Consider the following 22,055-nt stretch of genomic DNA (forward strand, 5'->3'; position numbering starts at 1 on the left):
CGGGTTTTGTCTTACCGGTCCGCCAGATAGAGCCGCGCGGCCGGAAAGTCGAACCGCAGCCGCCAGCGTCCCAGAACCTGAAGGCCCAAGGCGCCGTCTGCGGCCCCCGCGCCATCGGTCAGGCCTGTCTGCACAGCTTCAAAGAGCTCGCCCCCGAGGGACAGGGCGCGCAGCTCCGCCCGCCCGCTCTCAAAGGGCCCCACGGTTTTTGCGTCGGCCCCCGGGATGTCGGCGATCTGCGGCGAGAGCCGCAGCCCGGCGTCCAGGCCTGTGGCGGGAGTCAGGGCCAAAACCATCGCCCTCGGACCATCGCTGACCGCGGCGTCAATGGTGGGCGATGGGCCAGTCCAGCTGATCGGCAGGCCGAGGCCTCGCGCCGGCGGCGGCTCGCTCCCAGTGGCCAGGGTCAGGCGACACGGCGCGACGTCCAGTTCGACCACGAAGGCCCGCAGGATGTCCGCGCCGATCACCCCGGCGATGGGGGTGGGAAAGGCCCAGGTCCGGGCGTCCAGGTCCTCGATGGCCAGGCCCTGACGCACGACCCTCGCACCCGCCAGGCTGACCTCGCCTGACAGGGTCTCGCCCTCATATCCGGCCGCCTGGGCCCGGGTGTTGTGGATCGCGCTGTGGTCGGCGCCCGTATCGATGATGAAGTCGCCGCTCACCCCAGCGGCCGTGGCCGGCGCCACGAGCACCCCGCGGTCCAGCCAGCAGGCGATCTCCGAGGCGAGGGCTTCGCCGCTCCAGGCGGCCAAACCGCAGGCCAGTAGGGCGGCGCGCGCAATCATCGTCAGATCCCGTCGCGGCCATAGCCAGGGCCGCATCCCGTCGGCCATAACAGAGGCCCGCCAGAGAGGGGAGAGGTCATGGACCTGCGCGCCGCTATTCGCACCATTCCGGACTATCCCAAGCCGGGCATCCAGTTTCGCGACATCACAACCCTGCTCGCCGATGCGCGGGCCTTCCGCCGGGCCGTGGACGAACTGGTGCAGCCCTTTGCGGGGCTGAAGATCGACAAGGTGGCCGGCATTGAGGCCCGCGGCTTCATCCTGGGCGGGGCGGTCGCCCACCAGCTGTCGGCGGGGTTCGTTCCGCTGCGCAAGAAGGGCAAGCTGCCGCACCAGACGCGGGCGGTGGAATACGCCCTGGAATACGGCTCAGACACCCTGGAGGTTCACCTGGACGCCTTCGTGGCCGGCGAAAGGATCATGTTGGTCGACGATCTGATCGCCACCGGTGGCACGGCCCTGGCCGCGGTCGATCTGCTTCGCCAGGGCGGGGCGGAGATCGTGGCCGCAGCCTTCGTCGTCGACCTGCCCGACCTCGGCGGCGCGGCGCAGCTCGCGGCCGCCGGCGTGCCCGTCTCGACCCTGGTGGCGTTCGAAGGGCATTGATCTCGGTAGGCCTTGATCAAGCCCCTTCGCCCCGGCCTCCGCCGCTGCGGGCGAAGAGTTGCAGGGTGCGCAGGCGGGCCAGGCGGGCGGCGTCAGGCTGGTAGTCCTTGCGCCGGTCCGAGGCGAAGCCGTGGCCGGCGTCGTACAGGTGCACAGGCATGTCGGGATAGCGCTCGCGAATCTCCTCGACCTTTTCCATCGGGATGGAGGCGTCGGTCTTCCCAAAGTGCAGGATGGTAGGACAGCGGGGCGGCTCACTCAGCAGCTCGCTGATCCGCCGGCCGTAGAAGCAGGAGGCGGCCGCTACGCCCTCGCAACGGGCCGCCACGGCCCAGCTCGCCGCGCCGCCCCAGCAGAAGCCGGTCACGAAGACAGGGCCCTGAAGGGCGTCTATCGCCGCCTGGGCGTCGCCTGCGACCTTGTCCCACGGGGCGGCCTGCGACAGAGCCACCGCCCGCGTCATGTCGTCGGCCTCATAGGTGGCCTCAAAGCTTCGCTGCTGGCGGTCGAAGAAGGCTGGCGCGATCACCTCATAGCCATCCACAGCGAAGCCGTCGGCCACCTCGCGGATGTGGTCGGTGACCCCGAAGATCTCCTGGATCAGCACCAGGCCGCCGCGGCGGGCGTCGCCGGGCTTCACATGATAGGCGTCGAAGGAAAAGCCGTCGGCGCGGCTCTCAAGCCGGATCGTCTCGCCGGCCCGGCTCATGCGCTTTCGAACAGTTCGCGGGTGCGCAGGCGGGCGAGGTCGGCGGCCTCCTCGTGATAGCGCTCGGGGCTCTCATTGTTGAAGCCGTGGCCCGCGCCCTCATAGATATAGACCGGGACATCCGGATGGGCGGACTTCACCGCGGTCTCCACCTCCTCGGCTTTGATGCCGGGATCGGTGTGGCCGAGGTGGACGATGACCGGGCAGGCCAGCGGCAGCTCGGCATTGGCCTTGACCATGCTGCCGTAATAGCTGGAGGCGGCGGCGATCCCCTCGACCTTGGCCGCGCTCAGCCAGGCCAGAGAGCCGCCATAGCAGTAGCCGACCACGCAGACCTTGCCTCGGGGTTGAAGAAAGTCGCGGGCCGCGGCGATGTCGGCCAGGGCCTGATCCAACGGAGTCGCCCGGGCATGGGCGATGCCGGCGGCCATGCCCTCGGCGTCATGGCCGGCGGTGAAGCCCCGCTCGCGGCGATCAAACAGGGATGGGGCGAGCGCCTCGTAGCCCGCCTTGGCCCAGCGCTCGACATCGGCGCGGACATATTTGTCGATGCCGAAAATCTCCTGCAGCACGATGACCCCGCCCTTGCGCGGGGTGAACGGCGCCTCGTGATAGGCCGACAGCTGATAGCCGTCGGCGCCGCTTTTCAGCGTGATGGTCTCGCCCATGGTGTTCTCCCTTGGCCTCAAGCCTAGGGGGAGGACCGGGGTGCTGTCACGCCCTGTGAGCGATCAGACGTTGAAGCGGAAGTTCATCACGTCACCGTCCTGGACGACGTACTCCTTGCCCTCCTGGCGCAGCTTGCCAGCGTCCCGGGCTCCGGATTCGCCATTGAACTTGATGTAGTCCTCAAAGGCGACGGTTTCGGCGCGGATGAAGCCCTTCTCGAAGTCGGTGTGGATCACGCCCGCGGACTGCGGGGCGGTGGCGCCCACGGGGATGGTCCAGGCCCGGGTCTCCTTGGGGCCGCAGGTGAAGTAGCTCTGCAGGCCAAGCAGCTTGAAGGCTTCGCGGATCATCCGGTTCAGGCCCGGCTCCTCGAGGCCGAGGGTCTCCAGGAACTCCGCCCGCTCGGCGGCGTCCAGCATGGCGATCTCGCTCTCGATCTGGGCGGAGATGACCACGCTCTCGGCGTCGTCGCGCTTGGCCCGCTCGGCCACGGCGTTGGACATCTCGTTGCCGGTCCCGGCCGCGCCCTCGTCCACATTGCAGACATAGAGGGTCGGCTTGGCGGTCAACAGTTGCAGCATCCGCCAGGCCTTCTCGTCATCCTCGGAGATCTTGGCTACCCGGGCCGGGCGTCCGGCGTTCAGCTCTTCCAGGGCGAGTTTGGCCAGGCGCAGGGTGTTGGCGCTCTCCTTGTCGCCGGTCTTGGCGCGCTTATCGAGGTTGCTGACCCGCTTTTCCAGGCTCTCCAGATCGGCCAGCATCAGCTCGGTCTCGATGATCTCCAGGTCAGCCAGGGGATCGATGCGCCCTTCGACGTGGGTGATGTCGTCATTGACGAAGCAGCGGGCGACGAAGGCGACGGCGTCGCAGTCGCGGATATTGGCCAGGAACTGGTTGCCCAGCCCTTCGCCCTTGGACGCGCCGCGGACGAGGCCCGCCACATCGACAAAGTTGATGCGGGCTGGAATGATCTCCTTGGAGCCGGCCACCTTGGCCAGGGCCTCCAGGCGGGGCTCAGGCACGGCCACGTCGCCCACATTGGGTTCGATGGTGCAGAACGGATAGTTGGCCGCCTGGGCCGCTGCGGTCTGGGTGAGCGCGTTGAACAGGGTGGACTTGCCGACATTGGGCAGGCCGACGATGGCGACTTTGAGAGCCATGGAGTCCTCGGAGAATTGGAGCCGGGGCCGTCTTAGCCGAGCCGGCCGGGATTGTCGTCAACGGCGGAGCCTAAGGGGTCTCGCGGCCCTGGCGCTGCTGGCGGGTGTCGGCCTTGTCGGCCGGGGCCAGGCGCATGACCTCAGCCTGGTATTTTTCATCTTCGCCCGCCGCCAGCAGGGGGGCGGCGTCGGCGCAAGCCCGCAGCAGATCGTTCAGCCAGGCCTGCTCGACCTTGTGGAAGTCTGACAGCACATGGCCCTGGACCAGTTCCTTGTGGCCGGGATGGCCGACGCCCAGCCGGGCGCGGCGGAAGTCAGGACCCACCTGGCCGGTGATGGAGCGGATACCGTTGTTGCCCGCCGCCCCGCCCCCGGCCTTCATGCGAAAGCGGCCGGGCGCCAGATCGATCTCATCGTGGAAGACGACCAGGTCGGCCGGCGTCAGCTTGTAGAATTTCAGCGCCTCGCCGACGGCGTTGCCGCTGTCATTGTAGTAGGTCTGCGGCTTCAGGATCAGGGTGCGGACAGCGCCGGTCGGCGTGTCGATGCCGCCTTCGCGGGCCAGGGACTGAAACCGGGATCGCTCGGGGCCAAAGCTCCAGCGGCGGGCGATCTCGTCGACCGCCATGGCGCCGACATTATGCCGGTTGGCGCCGTAGCGGCCGCCCGGATTGCCCAGGCCAGCGAAGATCAGCATGCGACCCTCCGCGACAGATGGCCGCCGGATGGACGGCTCCGGGCTCGGCGCAGCGTCAAGGGCGGGCCTGGCCCGGTTCAGATGAGGCCATCTGAACCGGAAAGAAACCTAGGCCTCGGTGGCGCCGGTGGGACCAGCGGTCTCAGCGTCGGCGGCGGCGTCTTGGGCGGCCTGGGCTGAGGAGCCGGCCAGGGTCGCGACGACGAAGTCACGGTCCAGGGTGGTCTCGACGCCCTTGGGGAGCTTGAAGCCTGAGATGCGGATGGTGTCGCCGATTTCCAAGCCCGTCAGGTCGAAGATCAGCTCTTCGGGGATGGCGTCGGCCAGGCAGGACAGCTCGACATCGTGACGCACGACATTGAGGGTGCCGCCGCGCTTCAGGCCTGGGGACTCTTCGTGGTTGGTGAAGTGCACCGGCACGGAGATCTTGATCTTCTGGTGCTCATCGACCCGGTAGAGGTCGAAGTGCCAGGGCTCGTCGGACACCGGATGCATATCGATGGCCTTGGCGATGACCGGCTGGGTCTCGTCGCCATACTTCAGGGTCACCAGGTGGCCCAGCAGCTTGCCCGTGTAGAGCGCCTTGCGGAACTCGTTGGCCGGCACGGCGATCGCCACCGGATCCTTGGAGCCACCATACAGCACGCCTGGGACCTTGCCGCTGCGGCGCACACTGCGCGTGGCGCCGGTGCCGGTCTGCTCACGCACTTCAACATTCAATACGATATCGGCCATCGCCCTGCCTCAAAACGAAACCGCCGCGCGAACCCGCGCGGCGTGGGTCGCGATCCCAGGGGGGATCGGAAGGTGGGCGTCATTACACAGAAGTTGTCCCTCTGGCAACGGCGCCCGCCGTCTTCAGCGCGCTTTTACGCCGCTAAGAGCCACGGTCTCGGCCGAGGCGCCGGTTTCGGCCACCTGGACCGGCGCGGCCTTGGTCGGATCAGGCAGGCCCGCGCCCTTCATCAGGCATTGACCCGTGTCCATCAAGGCGTGCTGACCCAGGCAGAAAACGTCCTCGTAGTGCGGCTTGGAGACGGCCAGACACTGATAGAGATTGAGCTTGGCCATGTTGAGGCAAGAGGCCGAGGTCGGCTCCACCATCACCGCGGTGAGCAATTCAGCGCGGTTCTCGCCGGCCTCGCCCAGGACGGCCAGGGCGGCCACGGCCAGGCTTCGCAGGACCATCCGGCTGTAGGGCGGCTCCACTGGGCCTGCGGCCAGGTCCAGGACGCCCGCCCCGACCGCCGCCTGCTGGAGACGGACGGTTTCTTCAATCTCGCCGACAATCGGGGTCGCTGACAGGGCCTTGGCCTGGGACAGGCGCAGGGCGCGGTTCTCGACGTCGGCTTTGGACCACTTGGCCTTCTGGACGTCATAGGCGGCCTGCTTCACCGCAGAGCCGGTTTCGAACAGACGCTTGCCCTCGGCGCCATAGGCGGCGATCACCAGGCCAGCCGCGCTGCGGGCGCCCGGCAGGGTCGCGGCATAGGTGGGATCGGCCACCAGATCGGCGAACATCTTGTTTCGGGTTTCGGGGTTGGTGGAATAGCTCCGCACCGCGGCGACGAATTCCGGATCCTGCAGGGCGGCCACGGCGCCATAGGCCACCGCGCCCTTCAGGAGCTGGATCGGCTCATAGGCCGCGCTGGTCTTGAGCGATTCGGCGATCTCGGCGCCGTCGTCAAAGGCCGGCGAAATGGCCGAGGAGCGGGACATGTAATAGCGATAAGCGCTGGCCTGTTCGATCAGCGAAGGGGCGAGCGCCAGGGCCGGCGGAGCCGGCGCGGGCGCCTCCGGCTTGGGCTCGGCGCACCCTGCAAGCACCGTGGCGCTGATCAGCGCCAGCGCGGTCAGCGCGCTACGAAAGCCAATAGCCGAGCTCATGGGTCTGTGTTCCCCTAAATGGTTCGCGTCGAACATAGCATGTTCGGTCAGGCGAGATCATGGCCCCCAGATCGTAAACTATTGTTCACCAAGCTTAGCCAGTTGTCTCACCTGTGAAGCGAGGCCGAGAGGCGCAGGGGTCAGTCGAACAGCTTGGAGACAGACTCCTCGTTGGCGATGCGACGAACCGCCTCACCGATCAGGGCCGCGCAGCTGACATAGCGGATCTTTGGCGCCGAGGCGGCGCGCTCCGGGGCGCTGATCGAATCGGTCATCACCAGCTCCTTGAGCACCGAGGCGTCGACCCGCTCGATGGCCGCGCCTGACAGCACCCCGTGCGTCACATAGGCCGAGACCTCCGACGCGCCGCCGTCCACGAGGGCCTGAGCCGCGTTGCAGAGCGTGCCGCCGCCGTCGATGATGTCGTCAAACAGCACGCAGCGCCGGCCCTGGACGTCGCCGATGATGTTGGCCACCTCGCTCTTGCCGGGCCCCGAACGACGCTTGTCGACGATGGCCAGCTCGGCGTTCAGGCGGCTGGCCACCGACAGGGCGCGGACCACGCCGCCCACGTCGGGGGAGACGATCATCAACTCGTCGGGTTTGGGGTAGTGGGCCTTGATATCGTTGGCCAGCAGGGGCGCTGAGAGCAGATTATCGGTCGGAATGTCGAAGAAGCCCTGAATCTGACCCGAGTGCAGATCCATGGTCAGGACCCGATCGGCGCCGGCGCGGGTGATCAGGTTGGAGACCAGCTTGGCCGAAATCGGCGTGCGACCGCCGGTCTTCCGGTCCTGACGGGCATAGCCGAAATAGGGCATGACCGCGGTGATCCGCCGGGCCGAGGCGCGCTTGAGCGCATCGATGCAGATCAGCAGCTCCATCAGATTATCGTTGGTGGGATAGCTGGTGGACTGGATGACGAAGACGTCCTCGCCGCGGACGTTCTCGTCGATGGTCACCCAGACCTCGTTGTCGGCGAACCGTTTGACCTGAGCCCGCGTCAGGGGGACGTCGAGATGGTCGGAGACGGCCTGGGCGAGGGCCTGGTTAGAATTGCCCGCCAGCAGCTTCATGGGATCCCTCGGGGTCGTTCCGCATCTGTCAGGCGGGCTTTAATGCAGGGGGCCGACCCCCGGCAACCCTCAGCTAGAGAACTATGGCCGAGAGCAGGCGACCATAGTCCTCCTCGCCGCGCTGAAAGGCCCGGCGGTTGGAGAAGAAGTGGTCGGCCTCCGCGCAGGTGTCGCGCCCGACCCATTCCCGCTGCTCCACGCCCGCAGCGGCCAGTTGGGCCAGGACAAAGGCCGGCAGGTCGAACTGGCGCTTGTCCGGCGCAGCGCCCGGCCTGAAGAACCGTCCATGAGCTGCGTCGGCCTCCACGAAGCGGTCGATGAACTCCAGGCCAACCTCATAAGAGGCTGGCCCGATGCACGGGCCGACGGCGGCCAGGATGCGATCGCGCCGGGCGCCCAGCCGCTCCATCTGCGCCACCGTATCTGCGACGATCCCTGAGAGGGCGCCTTTCCACCCGGCATGGGCGGCGGCCACCACGCGACCTTCCGGGTCGGCCAGCAGGATGGGGGCGCAGTCGGCCGCCAGGGCGCCGCAGATCAGGCCAGGGGTGGCCGTCACCACCCCGTCGGCCTCCGGCCGCGCCGCGCCCCAGGACCGCTCGGCGATCTCGGCCCTGGCGGAATGAACCTGGTGGCAGGTGTTGAGGGCTTCGTGCGGCAAACCAAAATGGGCGGCGGTCCGGCGGCGGTTCTCAGACACGTCTTCGGGCGAGTCCGCCGATCCAGGCCCCACATTGAGTGAGGCGTAAAGGCCCGCCGAAGCGCCCCCCTGTCGCGTGAAGAAGGCGTGGCTCACGCCCGCTTGGGTCAGCAGGGGCGAGGTGATCACCGGCAGGGCGGCGGTGGATTCAGTCATATGGTCAATCCGCCTCGAAGGCCGGAGGGATGAAACCTGGCCCATGCAGGGCCAGGACCTTGAACAGAACCCCCATCTGGTCGGGGGCGGTCAGCCGGTCGAACTGGCGGCCGATCTGATCAGCCAGGTCGGGGCGATTCCCGGCCAAGCTCGCGGCCCGGGTCTCGATCCCGAGCCGGCGGAGAAATTCTGCCTGGGTCAGCAGCCGCCTCGCCAGAGCGCCTTCGGCGCAGGCCGCCTGGGCCACCCCCGCGAAATCGGCGTGGAAGGTCAGGTCGGCCTCACCAGGACAGGCCAGGGGATCGACCTTTTGATGACCCTTCAGGGCCTGAAAGGTGTCGCCGCCCGCTTCGCCGGTCGCGGGCCCATAGTCGATCAGCAAGGCCGCGCCCCCGTCGGCGGCCAGGCGGGCGCCGATCTCTGAACCCAGGGCGGCCTGGGCGGGCGAGGCTTCAACCACGGCCCCCAACGCCCCGGGGCGGCCTTCGCCGGGCAGGGGGGCCGACAGGCCAAAGACCAGGCCCCCCGCCTCGTCCAGCCCCACCATCCGCTCAGCCCAACCCTGCGGGGTGCGGACGAATTGGCGGCTCGGCAGACAGTCCAGCAGTTCATTGGCCACGAGGATCATCGGCGCCCCCTCAGGCACCGCCGCCAGGCTTTCAGCCCACTGTGGGGCGGCAGGCGCCAGACGCTCGGCTTGCAGGACCCGCAGGGGCGGCGAGACCTCGACCAGCCACAGATCGGCGGCGGCGAGAAAGCCGGGGACGGTTTCTCCCGCCCGCAGCAGGTCAGCCATCAGGGTTCCGTCGCCGGGGCCCATCTCCACCAGCCGGAAATGGGATGGCGCGCCCAGGCTCCGCCAGCAGGCCGCCGCCCACAGGCCGATCAACTCGCCAAACATCTGGCTGACGAGTGGCGCGGTGAGGAAGTCTCCCCCCGCCCCCAGGCCGGGGCGTGTGGCGTAGTAGCCGGCCTGCGGATCATGCAGGCAGATCGTCATGTATTCGGCGAGGCTTATGGGCCCGGTGGCCGCGATCTGACCTGCGAGCCGTTCACGCAGGGCCATCGGATCCCGGGGCCGGACGGATACTGAAGGGGTCTTCGGCCTTGGTGTTCGGCTGCGATTCCGCGAGCAGGGGTTCGGACGGCGCCTGGCCGGCCGGAACGGGCTCGCGCAGGCCGCGCCAGATCAGGAAGGCGCCGCCCAGCAGCATGGGCAGGCTCAGCATCATCCCCATGGTCAGGCCAAGCGGAAAGTCCGGGAGATAGGAGTCGGGCTCGCGCACCTGCTCCACCAGGGTCCGAAACACCGCATAGCCCACGAGGAACAGGCCTGCGACCGCCCCGCGGCGCTCTAGCCAATGGGCCTTATGGGTGGCCAGGCGGAGGAGGATGAACAGGACCAGGCCTTCCAGCAGAGCCTCGTAGAGCTGGCTGGGATGCCGGGCATAGGGCCCCGCCCCGGGGAAGACGACGCCCCAGGGGAGCTCTGTCGGCCGTCCCCACAGCTCGCCATTGATGAAGTTGGCGATCCGGCCGAAGAACAGGCCGATGGGCGCGCAGGCGGCCACCAGGTCCCCCAGGCGCAGAAGGTCGATGCCGTTGGACCTGGCGAAGGCGGCCACCGCGATGGCGACGCCGAGGGCGCCCCCGTGGAAGCTCATCCCGCCCTGCCAGACCTGCAGGATTTCCAGCGGGTTCGTCCAGATGGTCTCGGGCGTGTAGAAGAGGATGTAGCCGAGCCGTCCGCCGAGGATGATGCCCAGGGTCACCCAGAGGATCAGGTCGTCGATCTGAGCCGGGGTGGCCGCGGGCCCGCGGGTCGGCGCCAGCCGCGGATTGCGGACCAGCGTCACCACGTATCGCCAGCCGATCAGGATGCCGGCCACATAGGCCAGGGCGTACCAACGGATGGCGAAAGGCCCGATCTGGATCAGAATGGGGTCGAAATCAGGAAAGGGCACCGGCGCGTTCTCCAGCCAATTGTCGCCTGTTTAGCCGACAAGGCCTTCGCATTCATCCCCCGGCGCCCCATATTGATGGTGCGCGGCGGAAAGTCCCGCGCCTCTTGAGCCCCCTATGCAGACCCAGAACCCATTTCTCGACGAAATCGCCAAGCTGACCACCGCCGCCATGGGCATGGCCCAGGCCGCCAGCGAAGAGGCCAGGTCCGCCTTTCGGGCCCAGGCTGATCGGGCGGCGGCCGAACTGGACCTGATCCGACGCGAGGAATTCGAGGCCCTGAAGGCCGAGGTGGCGGGCCTGAGAGCGGAAATCCAGACCCTTCGCGGACAGGCCGCCGAGGACTGAGCCCCGCGTTCACGAATACGCGAAGGGGCTCGCGCACCGGAAGAACCCGGTGACGGGGCCCCTGCAAAGCAGATTAGTTTCACGACTGCCGGTGAGTCGGTCGGGCCACGCGCCTGATCCGCCGCAGCGAAAGGACCCTGGGTTCCATGGATATGCCCCAGCCTGACGAAGACGTCGTCCTCGGCCTCGATCCCCTGGACGTCGTCGAACACGTGCTCACGGCCGAGAATCTGGAGTTCGACCGCACTGAGGACGGCGACCTGGCCTTCACCCTGGCCGGTGAGTGGAAGGACTATGAGCTCTGGTTCGCCTGGCGGCCGGAAGCTGACTGTCTGCAGCTCTGCCTTTCGCTGGGCCACACGATCGATGCGGCGGCGCGGCCTGCGGCCCATGAGTTGGTGGGCCTGGTCAACCAGCGTCTGTGGCTTGGCCACTTCGAGCTATGGGACGATGGCGAGATCGTCTTCCGTCACGCCATGGCCCTGACCAGCGCCGAGCGGCCCAGCCTGTCCCAGGCCGCCGCCATGATCGACATTGCGGTGGAAGGCGCCGACCGGTTCTTCCCTGCCTTCGACTTCATGGTCCGCGGCGCCAAGACACCCGCCGAGGCCATGGCCGCCTGCATGTTCGAGACGGTCGGCGAGGCCTGAGGCCGCGCGCCGGCCCTCGCCCCGGGGCTTGGATTCGATGCGTCAGGCGGTATCGTCTGGTCTTTGAATCATGACCTAGATTCAAAAGGTTGAGCGCGTTTCGACCGCGAGACCGGGTTCCACTTTTACGGAACGCGCTCTAGAACCTTCGCTCCAAGAGGCGGAGGAGGATCCCATGGGGCCGTTACTGATGCTGGGCGCTGGCCGCATGGGCGGCGCGCTGATCTCGGGCTGGCGACTCGCCGGTTTCATGATCCCTCAGGACCTGATGATCCGCGACCCGCACCCCGGCGACGAGGCCCGGCTGGCGATTGCCCAGGGCGCCCTCCATGATCCCGACGCCCAGACCATGGGCCGGGCCGCCATTGTCCTGCTGGCCACAAAGCCCCAGCTCTGGCGCGAGGCCGCCGCGGAGGTGAACGCAGCCCTGTCGCCGGACGCCGTCATCGTCTCCATCGCCGCCGGTGTGTCGTCCGCAGATATCTCCCGCGCCTTTGGCGGCCGGCCGGTGGCCCGTATCATGCCGACCACGGCGGCGGCGATCGGCCAGGGCACGGCCAGTCTCTACGCCGCCGATCCCAGGGCGGCGGAGATCGCCCGCAGGCTGTTCAGCGCCGTGGGCGCGGTGGTGGAATTGGAGGACGAATCTCTGATGCACGCGGCCACCGCGGTTTCAGGCTCGGCTCCGGCCTATCTCTACGCCTTTGTCGAGGCCCTGGAGGCCGCAGGCGCCGGGGCGGGTCTGTCGCCAGACGCGGCCCGCACCCTGGCGCGGGCGACCATCAGCGGCGCGGCGGCCCTGCTGGCGCAGAGCGGGGCTGAGCCGGCCGAGCTTCGCCAACAGGTGACGTCGCCCGGGGGGACAACCCAGGCGGCCCTGGAGGTCCTGATGGGTCCCGATGGTCTGGGTCAGCTGCTGGCGCGGGCGGTGGATGCGGCCGCCGATCGCTCCCGCGTCCTGGGCGCCTGAGCCGCGCGTCGGATCGAGGCGTTCAGAGCAGGTTGATCAGGCTCTCAAACGAATCTCCCAGGGCGCCGACAAAGGTCACCGCCGCCAGGATCAGGGCGTTCCAGATCAGGGCCAGGATGATCACGCTGAGGGCCGCGGCCACGGCGCCCACCAGGCCTGCTACCCCGTCACGCTCCAGCAGGCCGAAGCCGAAGGCGGCGATGGCGAAGGAAGGCAGCATGTTGCCAAAGGGGATGGGCAGAAAAACGATCACGGCCAGCATCAGGCAGACCGCCCCGATGAACCGGTCGGCCACGCGTCCGTACAGAACCCGCCAACGGGGCCGCAGGTGGCGCTCCAGGCGCTGAAGATGGGGCGCCAGGCGCACGGCCATGGTCTGAAATTCGGCCCGCTGCATCGAACGGTTCATCAGCGCCTTGGGCAGCCAGAGCGTCGGTCGGCCGATCATCAGCTGAAAGGCGATGAAGATCAGCGGGGCGCCCAGAATGGCGGAAACCCCGGGGGGCATGGGCAGGGCCAGCGGCGCGGCGAACACCGCCAGCAGGGCGCCGAACGCCCGGTCTCCGAACGCGTCGAGCACGTCGGCGACCGTCACCTTGGGGTGCGACCGCTCGGCGAGACCGGCGAGAATGTCGGAGAATCGGTGGACGTCGTCGACCACGGTCGGACCTGCGGGCTGGAAGGTTTCGGCTGTGGCGTTCAAATGGACGTGCGCGGGGCAAAATGCACCCCCCCAATGCGACATCCTGGACGAAATAGCGGCCTTGTGGCCCAAGGCCCACGGAGAGCTCTTGCGCGTGGGCTCAGGCTGCGGCGTGCTGACCCAGAACCACGCCCACCAGCACGGCGGCATAGTGGACGCCTGCGCCCCCAATCACATGGCCATGCCAGATAGCCCGGCGGAAGGGGAGGCGGTGCATCATGTAGAAGATGACGCCAAGGCTGTAGACCGCCCCGCCGATGGCCAGCAGCAACATGGCCGTCGCTGGCAAGGCCGCCATCAGGGGCTGCAAGGCCACCACCACCGCCCAGCCCAGGGCCAGATAGATGCCCACCCACAGTTTGCGGTCCAGGCCGTTCAGGAACAGCTTGCCGGCCACGCCCAGGGCCGCGACGCCCCAGATCACGGCGGTCATGGCGACAGCCCAGGCGCCGCTCAGTCCCGCCACGGTGAAGGGGGTATAGGAGCCGGCGATCATGATGAAGATGCCCGCATGGTCGAGGCGCCGGAGCAGGGGGCGGTGCCGGGCTGGGGCGAAGTTGTAGGCGGTGGAGCAGGCCAGCATGAGCAGCAGGCCAGCCGAATAGATGCCTACCGCCGTCGTCAGCAGGGGCGATCCCCGCCAGACCGACAGGCCGATCAGGACGCTCCCGCCGATCAGGGCCGCCGTCAGCCCGATCACGTGGACGCAGAGGTCCGCGCACTTGGCCGAGGGGGTCGGATAGTGACGGGGTGGCTTGGACGTCTGGACAGGTACGGTGTTCATCTCAATGCGCCCCTTGTACCCTTCCGCAACTCGGGGCGCCTAGGGCCTCTGGTCGGTTTGTCGCCGATGCGGCCCCGGCGCCTCAGTTGACGCCCGCGACCGCCAGGATGGCGAGCAGGCCGACCGTCATGCCCCGCAGGCTCTCCACGGGCTCGACGTCGATCCACTCGTCCAGGGCGTGCGCCCGGCCGCCGGTCCCACCAGCCCCCATGGTGATGGCTGGGATTCCCAGGCTCATGGGGATGTTGGAGTCGGTGGAGGAGGCCGACAACTTCGGCTCAAACCCCTGAAGCCGGTTGGCCGCCATCACGCTGCGCACCAGCAGGCTCTCGGGATCGGTTCCTCCTGCGGGCCGGTCGCCGATGACCAGGGGCTCCACGGTGATCTCGCCCTCGGAGACCGAGCGGGCCGAGTTTTCCGCCGCGACCGCCTCATTGAAGACGGCCAGCAGCTGGGCTTCCAGGCGGGCGAGCGCCTCGGGGCTCTCTGAGCGCATGTCGTACTCGGTATAGACCTCGGCCGGGATCGAGTTCACCGATACGCCGCCACCGGTGACGCTGGCGGAATAGGTGGTGCGCGGGGTCTGCGGGACCTCAATCTCATAGAGCCCCACCGTCGCCCGGGCCATGGCGGCCATGGGATTGACCAGGCCGAAGGCGCCATAGGAATGGCCGCCAGGTCCGCGGAAGAATGTCCTGTAGCGCTTGGATCCCACAGCCCCGGTCACCACCCGCGAAGGATCAGACCCGTCAAACGAGAAGAAGGCCTCGACCCGGTCCTTGTAGGCGCCCTGGGTGAACAGGTGGCGCACCCCGCGCAGGTCGCCGGGCCCCTCCTCGCCGACGGTGCCGACGAACAGGATGTCCTTTTCCGTGACGATCCTGGCGGCATCCATCGCCCGGATATAGGCCAGCAGCGTCGCCAGGGAGCGCGTGTCGTCGCCGACGCCGGGCGCCATGAGCCGTGTACCCTCCCGACGGACGGTCACGTCCGTATCCGCGGGGAAGACGGTGTCCAGATGGGCCGAGACCACCAGGACCGGGCCGCCCGGGGCGCCCGAACCCCGCCGCAGCCCCATAACATTGCCTTCATCGTCGGTGGTCGTCTCCGTCAGGCCGTGCGCCGAGAGCATGGCCAGATAGGCCTTGGCCCGTTCAGCCTCCTGGAAGGGCGGAGCGGGGATCTCGGTCAGGGTGATGATGTCGGCCACGGTGCGCTCAAAGTCCTTGGCGAGATAAGCCTTGGCCTCAGCGAAGGCCGCCGAGGCGGCGATGGCGGGAACCGGTGTCTCCTGCGCCTGCGCCGCCCCGCCCAGGCTGAGAAAACAGGCCGCCGAAAGACCGGCGAGGGCGGGCGCGAGACGGTCTCGAAGGGTCATCCGTGGGGTCTCTCTTGTGGCTTATGGCTGCGACGCAGGCGCCATGATGCGCTGAACGCTCCTGCAGCGCACAGGTCTTTCGTTGCTGGTGGGGCCCCAGGCTCCATGATGCGTGGCCCCTGGTCAAATCCGCGCCAGGAGAGCTAGGTTCGCGACTTCGCGCGACGGGCGCCTGTCTAGGGGGACATTCATGCCGGAAGAGACCAGCGCCGTAGAGGCCTTCTACGCTCAGGTGACCAATGTCAGCGACTTCATCTGGGGGGGCTCCTGGAACGGGGTTGCGGTTCTGCCCTTCCCGCCGATGGTCATCGCCCTGTTTGGGGTCGGCCTATGGATGATGTTCGGTCTGCGCTTCTACCCCATCACTCACCTGGGCAAGGCCTTCGTCGGCCTGTTCAAGAGTGAGAAGGACGCCGACGCCTCCGGTGATGGAAAGAAGGGCGAGATCTCTCCCTTCGCCGCTCTGTCCACCGCCCTGTCGGGGCAGGTCGGCACCGGCAACCTGGCGGGCGTGGCTACGGCCATCACCCTGGGAGGGCCAGGCGCCCTCTTTTGGATGTGGGTCACCGCGCTGATCGGCATGGCCTTGGCCTTCGCCGAGGGCGCGCTGGCCATCCGCTATCGCGAACAGGGGCCCAATGGCGACTACCGTGGCGGCCCCATGACCTATATCCGCCTCGGTCTTGGCAAGAAGTGGGGCTGGCTGGCGGGGCTGTTCTGCGTCGGCACCCTGTTTTCCTCGGTCACCACCGGCAACATGATCCAGGCCAATTCGGTGGCCGACTCGATCCACGCGATCACCGGCGCGCCAGAGTGGGTGGCGGGGCTGGTTGTCGCCGCCGCGGTGTTCGCCGTGATTATCGGCGGTATCAAGTCCATCGGCTCCATCGCCGAGAAGGTCGTGCCGACCATGGCCCTGGCCTATGTGACCATGGCCGTCATCGCCCTGATCCTCAATTTCGAGGATCTGCCCGGCGCCTTCGCGACCATCTTCGAAAGCGCCTTCACCGGCCATGCGGCGGCCGGCGGCTTTGTCGGCGCTGGCATGATCATGGCCATCCGGGCAGGGGTAGCCCGGGGCCTGTTCTCCAACGAGGCGGGGCAGGGCTCCACCCCCATCGCCCACGCCGTGGCCCAGACCGAGGATCCAGCCCGCCAGGGCCGGTTCGCCATGATGGGCACCTTCATCGACACCCTGGTGATCTGTACGGCGACGGGACTTGTCCTTCTGACCGTCCAGGGCGCCTTCCCGGCCACCAACGCCGAAGGCGTCACGGTGATGCAGGAGCATGTGTGGAGCTCCGACCTCAACGGTTTCGCCATGACCGAGGCGGCCTATTCAGCGGCCTTCCCCTTGGAGGTATTCGGCTTCGCCATCGGCGGACTGATCGCCTCTGTGGCCCTGATCCTGTTCGTCTTCACGACCCTGTTGACCTGGAGCTACTACGGCGAACGGGCGGTCACCCACCTGTTCGGCGAGAAGCTGGCCATCCCGTTCCGCCTGCTGTGGGTGCTGATGATCTTCATCGGGTCGTTCCAGGAGATCACCTTCGTCTGGCGACTGGGGGATATCTCCAACGCCAGTATGGCCCTGCCCAATCTCGTGGCCCTGGCCCTGCTGTCTGGGGTGGTGTTCAAGCTCGCCAAGGGTGATCGGAAGGCCGGTCCTGACCACGACTGAGTCCGCTGTCGCGGGATCGGCGCCAAATTTCGGGGCCGATCCCGCCTTTCGGGTTTTCCTCGCGAGCCACGCCCCTTAGCGTGGCTGGTAACAGAGGTAACAGTCACCGTGAGGAATTCCGTCGTGCAGACCCGTCGTCAGATGCTCTTTGGCGCGGCCGGCGCCCTGGCCTTGGCCGGGACCGCAGGGCGCGCCAACCTGGCCTTCGCCCAGACGCCCGCTCTGGCAGGAGACCGTCTCGACACCCTGCTGGAGGCCTTCTACCAGCAGGCGCTGGACGATGTGCCCGAGCTTGTCACCCGGCTTGGCCTGGACTCCGGCGCCCGCGCCGGCGCCAAGGCGCAGTTGAGCCCCGCCTCCGTCGCCGCCCTTCAGTCTGACCGGGCCAAGACCGCCGATCAGCTGGCGCGGATGCAGACCCTGCCGCGGGCCGAGCTCTCCGGGATGGACGCCATCAACTATGACGCGGTGAAGTTCTCCCTGGAGACTGAGCACGCGGCCAATCGCAGTTTCGTCTATGGCCGGCGTGGCGCAGGCCAGCCCTATGTCATCTCGCAGCTGTCGGGCGCCTATCAGAGCGTGCCGGACTTCCTGGGATCTCAGCACGTCATCGAGACCAAGGGCGACGCCGACGCCTATCTTTCCCGCCTTGAGGCCTTCGCCACGGTGATGGACCAGGAGGTCGAGCGGGTGCGTCGCGACGTGGACCTCGGCGTCATCCCGCCGGACTTCGTCATCGAACGCACCCTGACCCAGATGAGCGGCCTACGCGCCGAACCGGGGCAATCCCCCCTGGTCACATCGGTGGCTGAGCGGGCCGCGGCCAAGGGGATCGCCGGAGACTATGCCGCCCAGGCCCAGGCCATCTATGCCGACAAGGTGCTGCCGGCCCTGGAGCGCCAGATCGCCCTGATGGGCGAGCTGGCCCCCCGGGCGGTCCATGACGCCGGCGTCTGGCGGCTGCCCGATGGGGAAGCCTATTACGAGCACGCCCTGCGCGCCTCCACCACCACCACACTGAGCGCCGAGGAGGTCCATCAGATGGGCCTGGAGCAGGCCCGTCAGCTATCGGCCCGGGCCGATGTCATCCTCAAGGCGGAAGGCTACACCCAGGGGACGGTCGGCGAGCGGATCGCGGCCCTGTTCAAGGAGCCGAAATATCACTTCCCCGACACCGACGCCGGCAAGGAGGAGCTGATCGAGTCCCTCAACACCATGACCGAGGCCATGTACAAGCGCCTGCCCGAATATTTCGGGACCCTGCCCAAGGCGCCGGTCGAGGTCCGTCGGGTTCCCAAGTTCATCGAGGCCGGCGCGCCCGGGGGCTACTACAACCAGCCGACCCTGGACGGCTCCCGGCCGGGCATCTTCTGGATCAACCTGCGGGATTCGGCTGAAAACCCCACCTGGACCCTGCCGACCCTGACCTATCACGAGGCGGCGCCAGGTCATCACATGCAGCTCGCCCTGCAGCAGGAGGCGGATCTGCCAATGATCCGGCGCGCGACCTTCCTGTCGGCCTATGGCGAGGGCTGGGCGCTCTATGCCGCGGAGCTGGCCAAGGAGATGGGGGTCTATGAGGACAACCCGCTCGGCGAGGTCGGCTATCTGCAGGCGGCTCTGTTCCGCGCCGCCCGTCTGGTGGTCGACACCGGCATTCACGCCAAGCGCTGGAGCCGTGAGCAGGCCATCGAGACCATGTCTTCGATTGACGGCTCTCCGATCTCATCTTCGACCACCGAGATTGAGCGTTACGCCGTGTGGCCGGGCCAGGCCTGCAGCTACATGGTGGGCAAGCTCGTCTGGCTGCGGCTGCGGGAAAAGGCCCGGACGGCCCTGGGCGACCAGTTCGACCTGCGGGCCTTCCATGATGCTGGCCTGCTGTCGGGGGCCGTGCCCCTGACCGTGCTCGAGGCGGTGATCGACAACCACATCGCCGCCCGCCGGGCCGCCTGACCTGCGCCGCAATGAACCCTGGGCGATCGCCCAGGGATTCAGGCCGGCAGGCGGATGACGGCCCGCAGGCCGCCCAGGGGCGAGCGGTCGAGCAGCACCTCGCCCCCATGGCCCCTCGCCACGTCCCGGGCTATGGCCAGGCCCAGGCCGACACCCTTGATGTTCTGATTGCGCGCCTCGTCCAGGCGGTTGAAGGCCTTGAAGGCGTCCTCGTGCTGGGCGACCGGAATGCCGGGGCCGTCGTCGTCCACCGCGATCTCGACCCCGCCCGAGGGGAGCCTGCGGGCGATCACTTCGACGGTCTCGCCGTGAACGGCGGCGTTCATCACCAGATTGGAGACCGCCCGGCGTAGGGCGCTTGGGCGGACCCGGGCTGTCAGGCCCTCGGGCGCCTCGACTCGCACGGCCGCGCCCGCGCGGATGGCGCCCTCGGCGACCTCCTCCAGGAGGGGGCGCAGCAGGATGTCCTCGACGCTCTCGCCCCCCTCGCCGCGGGCGAAGGCGAGGTACTCATCGATCATGTGCTCCATCTCGGCCAGGTCGCGCTTCATGTCGCCCGTGCGCGAGGACGGCGGCGCCAGGGCGAGCTCCAGTTTCAGGCGCGTGAGGGGCGTGCGCAGGTCGTGGCTGACCGAGGCCAGCAGGGCGGTGCGCTGTTCGATATGGCGTTGGATGCGGGACTTCATGGCCAGGAAGGCGTGGGCCGCCTGTCGCACTTCCCGGGCGCCGTGCGGCTTGAAGGCCTTGTCGTCTTCGCCTCGGCCGAAGGCGTCCGCCGCCGTCGCCAGCCGTTCGATGGCCCGGGTCTGGTTGCGGATGAACAGGATGGCGATCGCTGTGAGCAACAGGGTCGCCACGGTCATCCACAGGATGAAGATATGTCCCTGAGTTGCGAAGGCCCGGTCCCGCGGCGCCAGAATGCGCAGCACGCCCTCGTCCACCTGCACCCGGATGTCCACATAGGCCGGGTAGCGGGTCGTATCGAACCAGAAGGGGACGTCCAGTTGCTCCGACAGGGCCCGCTTCAGGGACCTGTCGACGGGGGCGAAGAAGGAGTAGCGGCGGTTCAGGGGCAGGTCGCGCCCCTCCTGCAGCGCGATCGACAGACTGAGTGATTCTTCAGCCCGGGCGGCGAGCACGGCGAAGGCCTCGGGGCTCTTGTCGTCCTCATAGCCCGCCACCGCCCAGGCCACCTCGCCCGCCAGGCCATCGGACAGGCGGCTGGTGACAGTGTCCCAGTGGGCGTCGAAGAAAATCCAGGTGACCGCCACCTGCATGAGGGCCACCGGCAGGACGATGATCAGCAGGGAGCGGCCGAACAGGCTGGTCGGCAGCCGGCGCTTGATCAGCCGGCCCAGATAGCGCGGCGGCAGCCGGACCCGCATCAGTCCGGCGCCAGCATGTAACCGACCCCGCGGACGGTCTGCAGATAGCGCGGCGCCTTTGGGTCGGCCTCAATCTTGCGGCGCAGGCGCGTGACCTGCACGTCCACGGCCCGGCCAGAGGGATCGACGGTGTCGCGAGCCAGCTCCAGCCGGTCGACCGGCTCATGCGGAGATTGGGCGAGCCGGCGCAGCAGCACGGCCTCGCCCTCGGTCAGGCGCACCGGCGCCCCCTCCCGTGACAGTTCGCCCCGGGCCAGATCAAAGGCGCAGGCCCCAAGTGAGAAGCGGCCGGCGGCCGGCGCGCGCTGGGCCGTGCGGCGCAGGATGGCCTCGATGCGCAGCAGCAGCTCCTGGGGCTCGAAGGGCTTGCCCAGATAGTCGTCGGCGCCGACCTGCAGGCCCTCGATCCTGTGCTCGGCCTCGCCCAGGGCGGTCAGCATCAGCACGGGCGTGCGCCCCGTCTCGCCCCCGCGGCCGCGCAGCCAGCGCGTGAGAGAGACCCCGTCTTCACCGGGCATCATCACGTCGAACACCGCCAGATCGAAATCCAGGCTGTCCAGAAGCCGCCGCGCAGCCGGCCCGCCGGCCGCCGTGGTGACGCGAAACCCCTCACGGCTGAGAAAGGCTTTCAGCAGTTCGCGGATGCGGTCGTCGTCATCGACCACCAGCAGATGGCGGGCCAGGGGCCCAGAAGCTTCAGCAAGGCTCATGCGTCTGGCGGCTCCCCGTGGCGCAGGGTGACAGGATAGGCCGCTCTGGTCTCCGCGGCCATCGCGTCGGCGTGGCCATTTCGTTTGACGAGCGCGATCTGGAGCGTTGTAAGGGGGGCGCATTGAAAGGAAGGCTCTACGCCGATGGCTCTCGTTCCCTTTGACGATCGCGATGGATGGATCTGGCTGGATGGCCAGTTCGTGGCCTGGCGCGAGGCGAAGGTGCACGTATTGACGCACGGCCTCCACTACGCCTCGGCGGTGTTCGAAGGCGAGCGGATGTATGGCGGAGAGATCTACAAGCTTACCGAACATACGGAGCGCCTGTTCAAGTCGGCGGAGATGCTGGATTTCGAGATCCCCTTCACGGTGGCCGAGATCGATCAGGCCTGCAAGGACACCTGCGCCAAGAACGGCCTGACCGACGCCTATGTCCGGCCTATCGCGTGGCGCGGATCGGAGATGATCGGCGTCTCGGCCCAGGACACCAAGATCCACGTGTCCGTGGCGGTGTGGGAGTGGCCGAGCTACTTCTCGCCAGAGGAGAAGGCCAAGGGCATTCGGATGTGCTGGGCCAAGTACAAGCGCCCCTCGCCTGAAACCGAGCCGGTCCACGCCAAGGCCACCGGCCTCTACATGATCTGCACCATCTCCAAACATGCGGCGGAGAAGGACGGCTACACCGACGCCATGATGCTCGACTATCGCGGCTATGTGGCCGAGAGCACCGGGTCCAACGTGTTCTTTGTCCAGGACGGGGTGCTGCACACGCCGACGCCCGATTGCTTCCTGAACGGCATCACCCGCCAGTCGGTGATCGCCCTGGCCAAGGGCAAGGGCTTCGAGGTGGTCGAGCGCCACATCAAGCCCGAGGAGCTGGCCGGCTTCACCGAGTGCTTCGTGGTGGGGACGGCGGCCGAGGTGACTCCGGTCTCGCAGATCGGCGAGTACCGCTTCACCCCCGGAAACATCTCGCTGAGCCTGATGGACGATTACGCCAAGATGGTCCGCCGTCAGTTGCAGCCGGCCTGAGTACGCCCCTGGCGTCCGCCGACAGACACGCCCCCTTCGCCCCTGGCG

22 protein-coding genes and 1 pseudogene are annotated in these 22,055 nt (G+C 68.0%); 7 read left to right on the top strand and 16 right to left on the bottom strand.

Translation table 11 applies throughout. The annotated features are described in order from the left end of the window. Window positions 1–11: 11 nt before the first annotated feature. Window positions 12–788 carry an aspartyl protease family protein gene (locus Q8K84_RS12510; RefSeq protein ID WP_305282991.1) on the bottom strand — a complete coding sequence of 259 codons (777 nt, stop codon included), beginning with the start codon at window positions 786–788 and terminating at the stop codon, window positions 12–14. A gap of 78 nt (window positions 789–866) precedes the next feature. Between Q8K84_RS12510 and Q8K84_RS12515 the strand changes: the two genes are divergently transcribed. Then, on the top strand, window positions 867–1,394 hold the full coding sequence (locus Q8K84_RS12515; RefSeq protein ID WP_305282992.1) for an adenine phosphoribosyltransferase: 528 nt from the start codon (window positions 867–869) through the stop codon (window positions 1,392–1,394). 16 nt (window positions 1,395–1,410) lie between these two features. Here Q8K84_RS12515 and Q8K84_RS12520 read toward each other — a convergent pair whose 3' ends face one another. The 10 genes and pseudogenes from Q8K84_RS12520 to lgt form a co-directional block, all read right to left on the bottom strand. Continuing rightward, entirely contained in the window at window positions 1,411–2,103 is a 693-nt protein-coding gene (locus Q8K84_RS12520; protein ID WP_305282993.1) for a dienelactone hydrolase family protein, read from the bottom strand. Next, complete coding sequence (locus Q8K84_RS12525) at window positions 2,100–2,771, bottom strand: dienelactone hydrolase family protein (protein WP_305282995.1); 672 nt, start codon at window positions 2,769–2,771, stop codon at window positions 2,100–2,102. Before Q8K84_RS12525 ends, Q8K84_RS12520 begins: the two co-directional genes overlap by 4 nt. 63 nt (window positions 2,772–2,834) lie before the next feature. After that, entirely contained in the window at window positions 2,835–3,932 is a 1,098-nt protein-coding gene (gene ychF, locus Q8K84_RS12530; protein WP_305282996.1) for a redox-regulated ATPase YchF, read from the bottom strand. 70 nt (window positions 3,933–4,002) lie between these two features. Then, on the bottom strand, window positions 4,003–4,629 hold the full coding sequence (gene pth, locus Q8K84_RS12535; protein WP_305282997.1) for an aminoacyl-tRNA hydrolase: 627 nt from the start codon (window positions 4,627–4,629) through the stop codon (window positions 4,003–4,005). A 108-nt stretch (window positions 4,630–4,737) separates the two neighbouring features. Then, entirely contained in the window at window positions 4,738–5,364 is a 627-nt protein-coding gene (locus tag Q8K84_RS12540) for a 50S ribosomal protein L25/general stress protein Ctc (RefSeq protein WP_305282999.1), read from the bottom strand. Between the two features lie 123 nt (window positions 5,365–5,487). Beyond that, a complete protein-coding gene (locus tag Q8K84_RS12545; RefSeq protein ID WP_305283000.1) occupies window positions 5,488–6,516 on the bottom strand; it encodes a hypothetical protein in 1,029 nt (342 codons plus the stop codon). Between the two features lie 140 nt (window positions 6,517–6,656). Further along, complete coding sequence (locus Q8K84_RS12550; RefSeq protein ID WP_305283001.1) at window positions 6,657–7,592, bottom strand: ribose-phosphate pyrophosphokinase; 936 nt, start codon at window positions 7,590–7,592, stop codon at window positions 6,657–6,659. Window positions 7,593–7,665: 73 nt separating this feature from the next. Then, entirely contained in the window at window positions 7,666–8,448 is a 783-nt protein-coding gene (pgeF, locus tag Q8K84_RS12555; RefSeq protein ID WP_305283002.1) for a peptidoglycan editing factor PgeF, read from the bottom strand. A gap of 4 nt (window positions 8,449–8,452) precedes the next feature. Continuing rightward, window positions 8,453–9,514 (bottom strand): class I SAM-dependent methyltransferase, encoded by a 1,062-nt coding sequence (locus Q8K84_RS12560; RefSeq protein ID WP_305283003.1) that lies wholly within the window; start codon window positions 9,512–9,514, stop codon window positions 8,453–8,455. Between the two features lie 67 nt (window positions 9,515–9,581). Beyond that, window positions 9,582–10,412: pseudogene (gene lgt / locus Q8K84_RS12565) on the bottom strand (prolipoprotein diacylglyceryl transferase); the annotation flags it as partial. A 115-nt stretch (window positions 10,413–10,527) separates the two neighbouring features. Here lgt and Q8K84_RS12570 point away from each other — a divergent pair. The 3 genes from Q8K84_RS12570 (at window position 10,528) to proC (ending at window position 12,378) form a co-directional block, all read left to right on the top strand. Beyond that, window positions 10,528–10,758, top strand: a complete 231-nt coding sequence (locus Q8K84_RS12570) for an accessory factor UbiK family protein (protein ID WP_305283004.1) — start codon at window positions 10,528–10,530, stop codon at window positions 10,756–10,758. Between the two features lie 146 nt (window positions 10,759–10,904). Then, a complete protein-coding gene (locus tag Q8K84_RS12575) occupies window positions 10,905–11,408 on the top strand; it encodes a YbjN domain-containing protein (RefSeq protein ID WP_305283005.1) in 504 nt (167 codons plus the stop codon). Between the two features lie 175 nt (window positions 11,409–11,583). Further along, window positions 11,584–12,378 (top strand): pyrroline-5-carboxylate reductase, encoded by a 795-nt coding sequence (proC, locus tag Q8K84_RS12580; protein WP_305283006.1) that lies wholly within the window; start codon window positions 11,584–11,586, stop codon window positions 12,376–12,378. A gap of 22 nt (window positions 12,379–12,400) precedes the next feature. On the opposite strand, the gene Q8K84_RS12585 is transcribed toward proC, so the two are convergent. The 3 genes from Q8K84_RS12585 to Q8K84_RS12595 form a co-directional block, all read right to left on the bottom strand. Beyond that, window positions 12,401–13,081, bottom strand: coding sequence for an exopolysaccharide biosynthesis protein (locus Q8K84_RS12585; protein WP_305283007.1), 681 nt, complete (start codon window positions 13,079–13,081; stop codon window positions 12,401–12,403). 100 nt (window positions 13,082–13,181) lie between these two features. Continuing rightward, window positions 13,182–13,865 carry a hemolysin III family protein gene (locus Q8K84_RS12590; protein ID WP_305283008.1) on the bottom strand — a complete coding sequence of 228 codons (684 nt, stop codon included), beginning with the start codon at window positions 13,863–13,865 and terminating at the stop codon, window positions 13,182–13,184. A gap of 82 nt (window positions 13,866–13,947) precedes the next feature. Continuing rightward, window positions 13,948–15,243, bottom strand: a complete 1,296-nt coding sequence (locus Q8K84_RS12595) for a M20/M25/M40 family metallo-hydrolase (protein ID WP_305283009.1) — start codon at window positions 15,241–15,243, stop codon at window positions 13,948–13,950. 190 nt (window positions 15,244–15,433) lie between these two features. Between Q8K84_RS12595 and Q8K84_RS12600 the strand changes: the two genes are divergently transcribed. Continuing rightward, a complete protein-coding gene (locus Q8K84_RS12600) occupies window positions 15,434–16,924 on the top strand; it encodes a sodium:alanine symporter family protein (protein WP_305283010.1) in 1,491 nt (496 codons plus the stop codon). A 123-nt stretch (window positions 16,925–17,047) separates the two neighbouring features. Continuing rightward, complete coding sequence (locus Q8K84_RS12605; RefSeq protein ID WP_305283011.1) at window positions 17,048–18,880, top strand: DUF885 family protein; 1,833 nt, start codon at window positions 17,048–17,050, stop codon at window positions 18,878–18,880. A gap of 38 nt (window positions 18,881–18,918) precedes the next feature. On the opposite strand, the gene Q8K84_RS12610 is transcribed toward Q8K84_RS12605, so the two are convergent. Both Q8K84_RS12610 and Q8K84_RS12615 read right to left on the bottom strand, forming a co-directional pair. Beyond that, on the bottom strand, window positions 18,919–20,265 hold the full coding sequence (locus Q8K84_RS12610; RefSeq protein ID WP_305283012.1) for an ATP-binding protein: 1,347 nt from the start codon (window positions 20,263–20,265) through the stop codon (window positions 18,919–18,921). Then, window positions 20,265–20,975: a response regulator gene (locus Q8K84_RS12615; protein WP_305283014.1), complete on the bottom strand. Its 711-nt coding sequence runs from the start codon at window positions 20,973–20,975 to the stop codon at window positions 20,265–20,267. The genes Q8K84_RS12610 and Q8K84_RS12615 overlap by 1 nt, the downstream gene beginning before the upstream one ends. Before the next feature lie 144 nt (window positions 20,976–21,119). Here Q8K84_RS12615 and Q8K84_RS12620 point away from each other — a divergent pair, with 144 nt between their 5' ends. After that, a complete protein-coding gene (locus Q8K84_RS12620) occupies window positions 21,120–22,007 on the top strand; it encodes a branched-chain amino acid aminotransferase (RefSeq protein ID WP_305283015.1) in 888 nt (295 codons plus the stop codon). Window positions 22,008–22,055: the final 48 nt, after the last annotated feature.

This window comes from Phenylobacterium sp., from assembly GCF_030679875.1.
Lineage (GTDB): Bacteria > Pseudomonadota > Alphaproteobacteria > Caulobacterales > Caulobacteraceae > Phenylobacterium.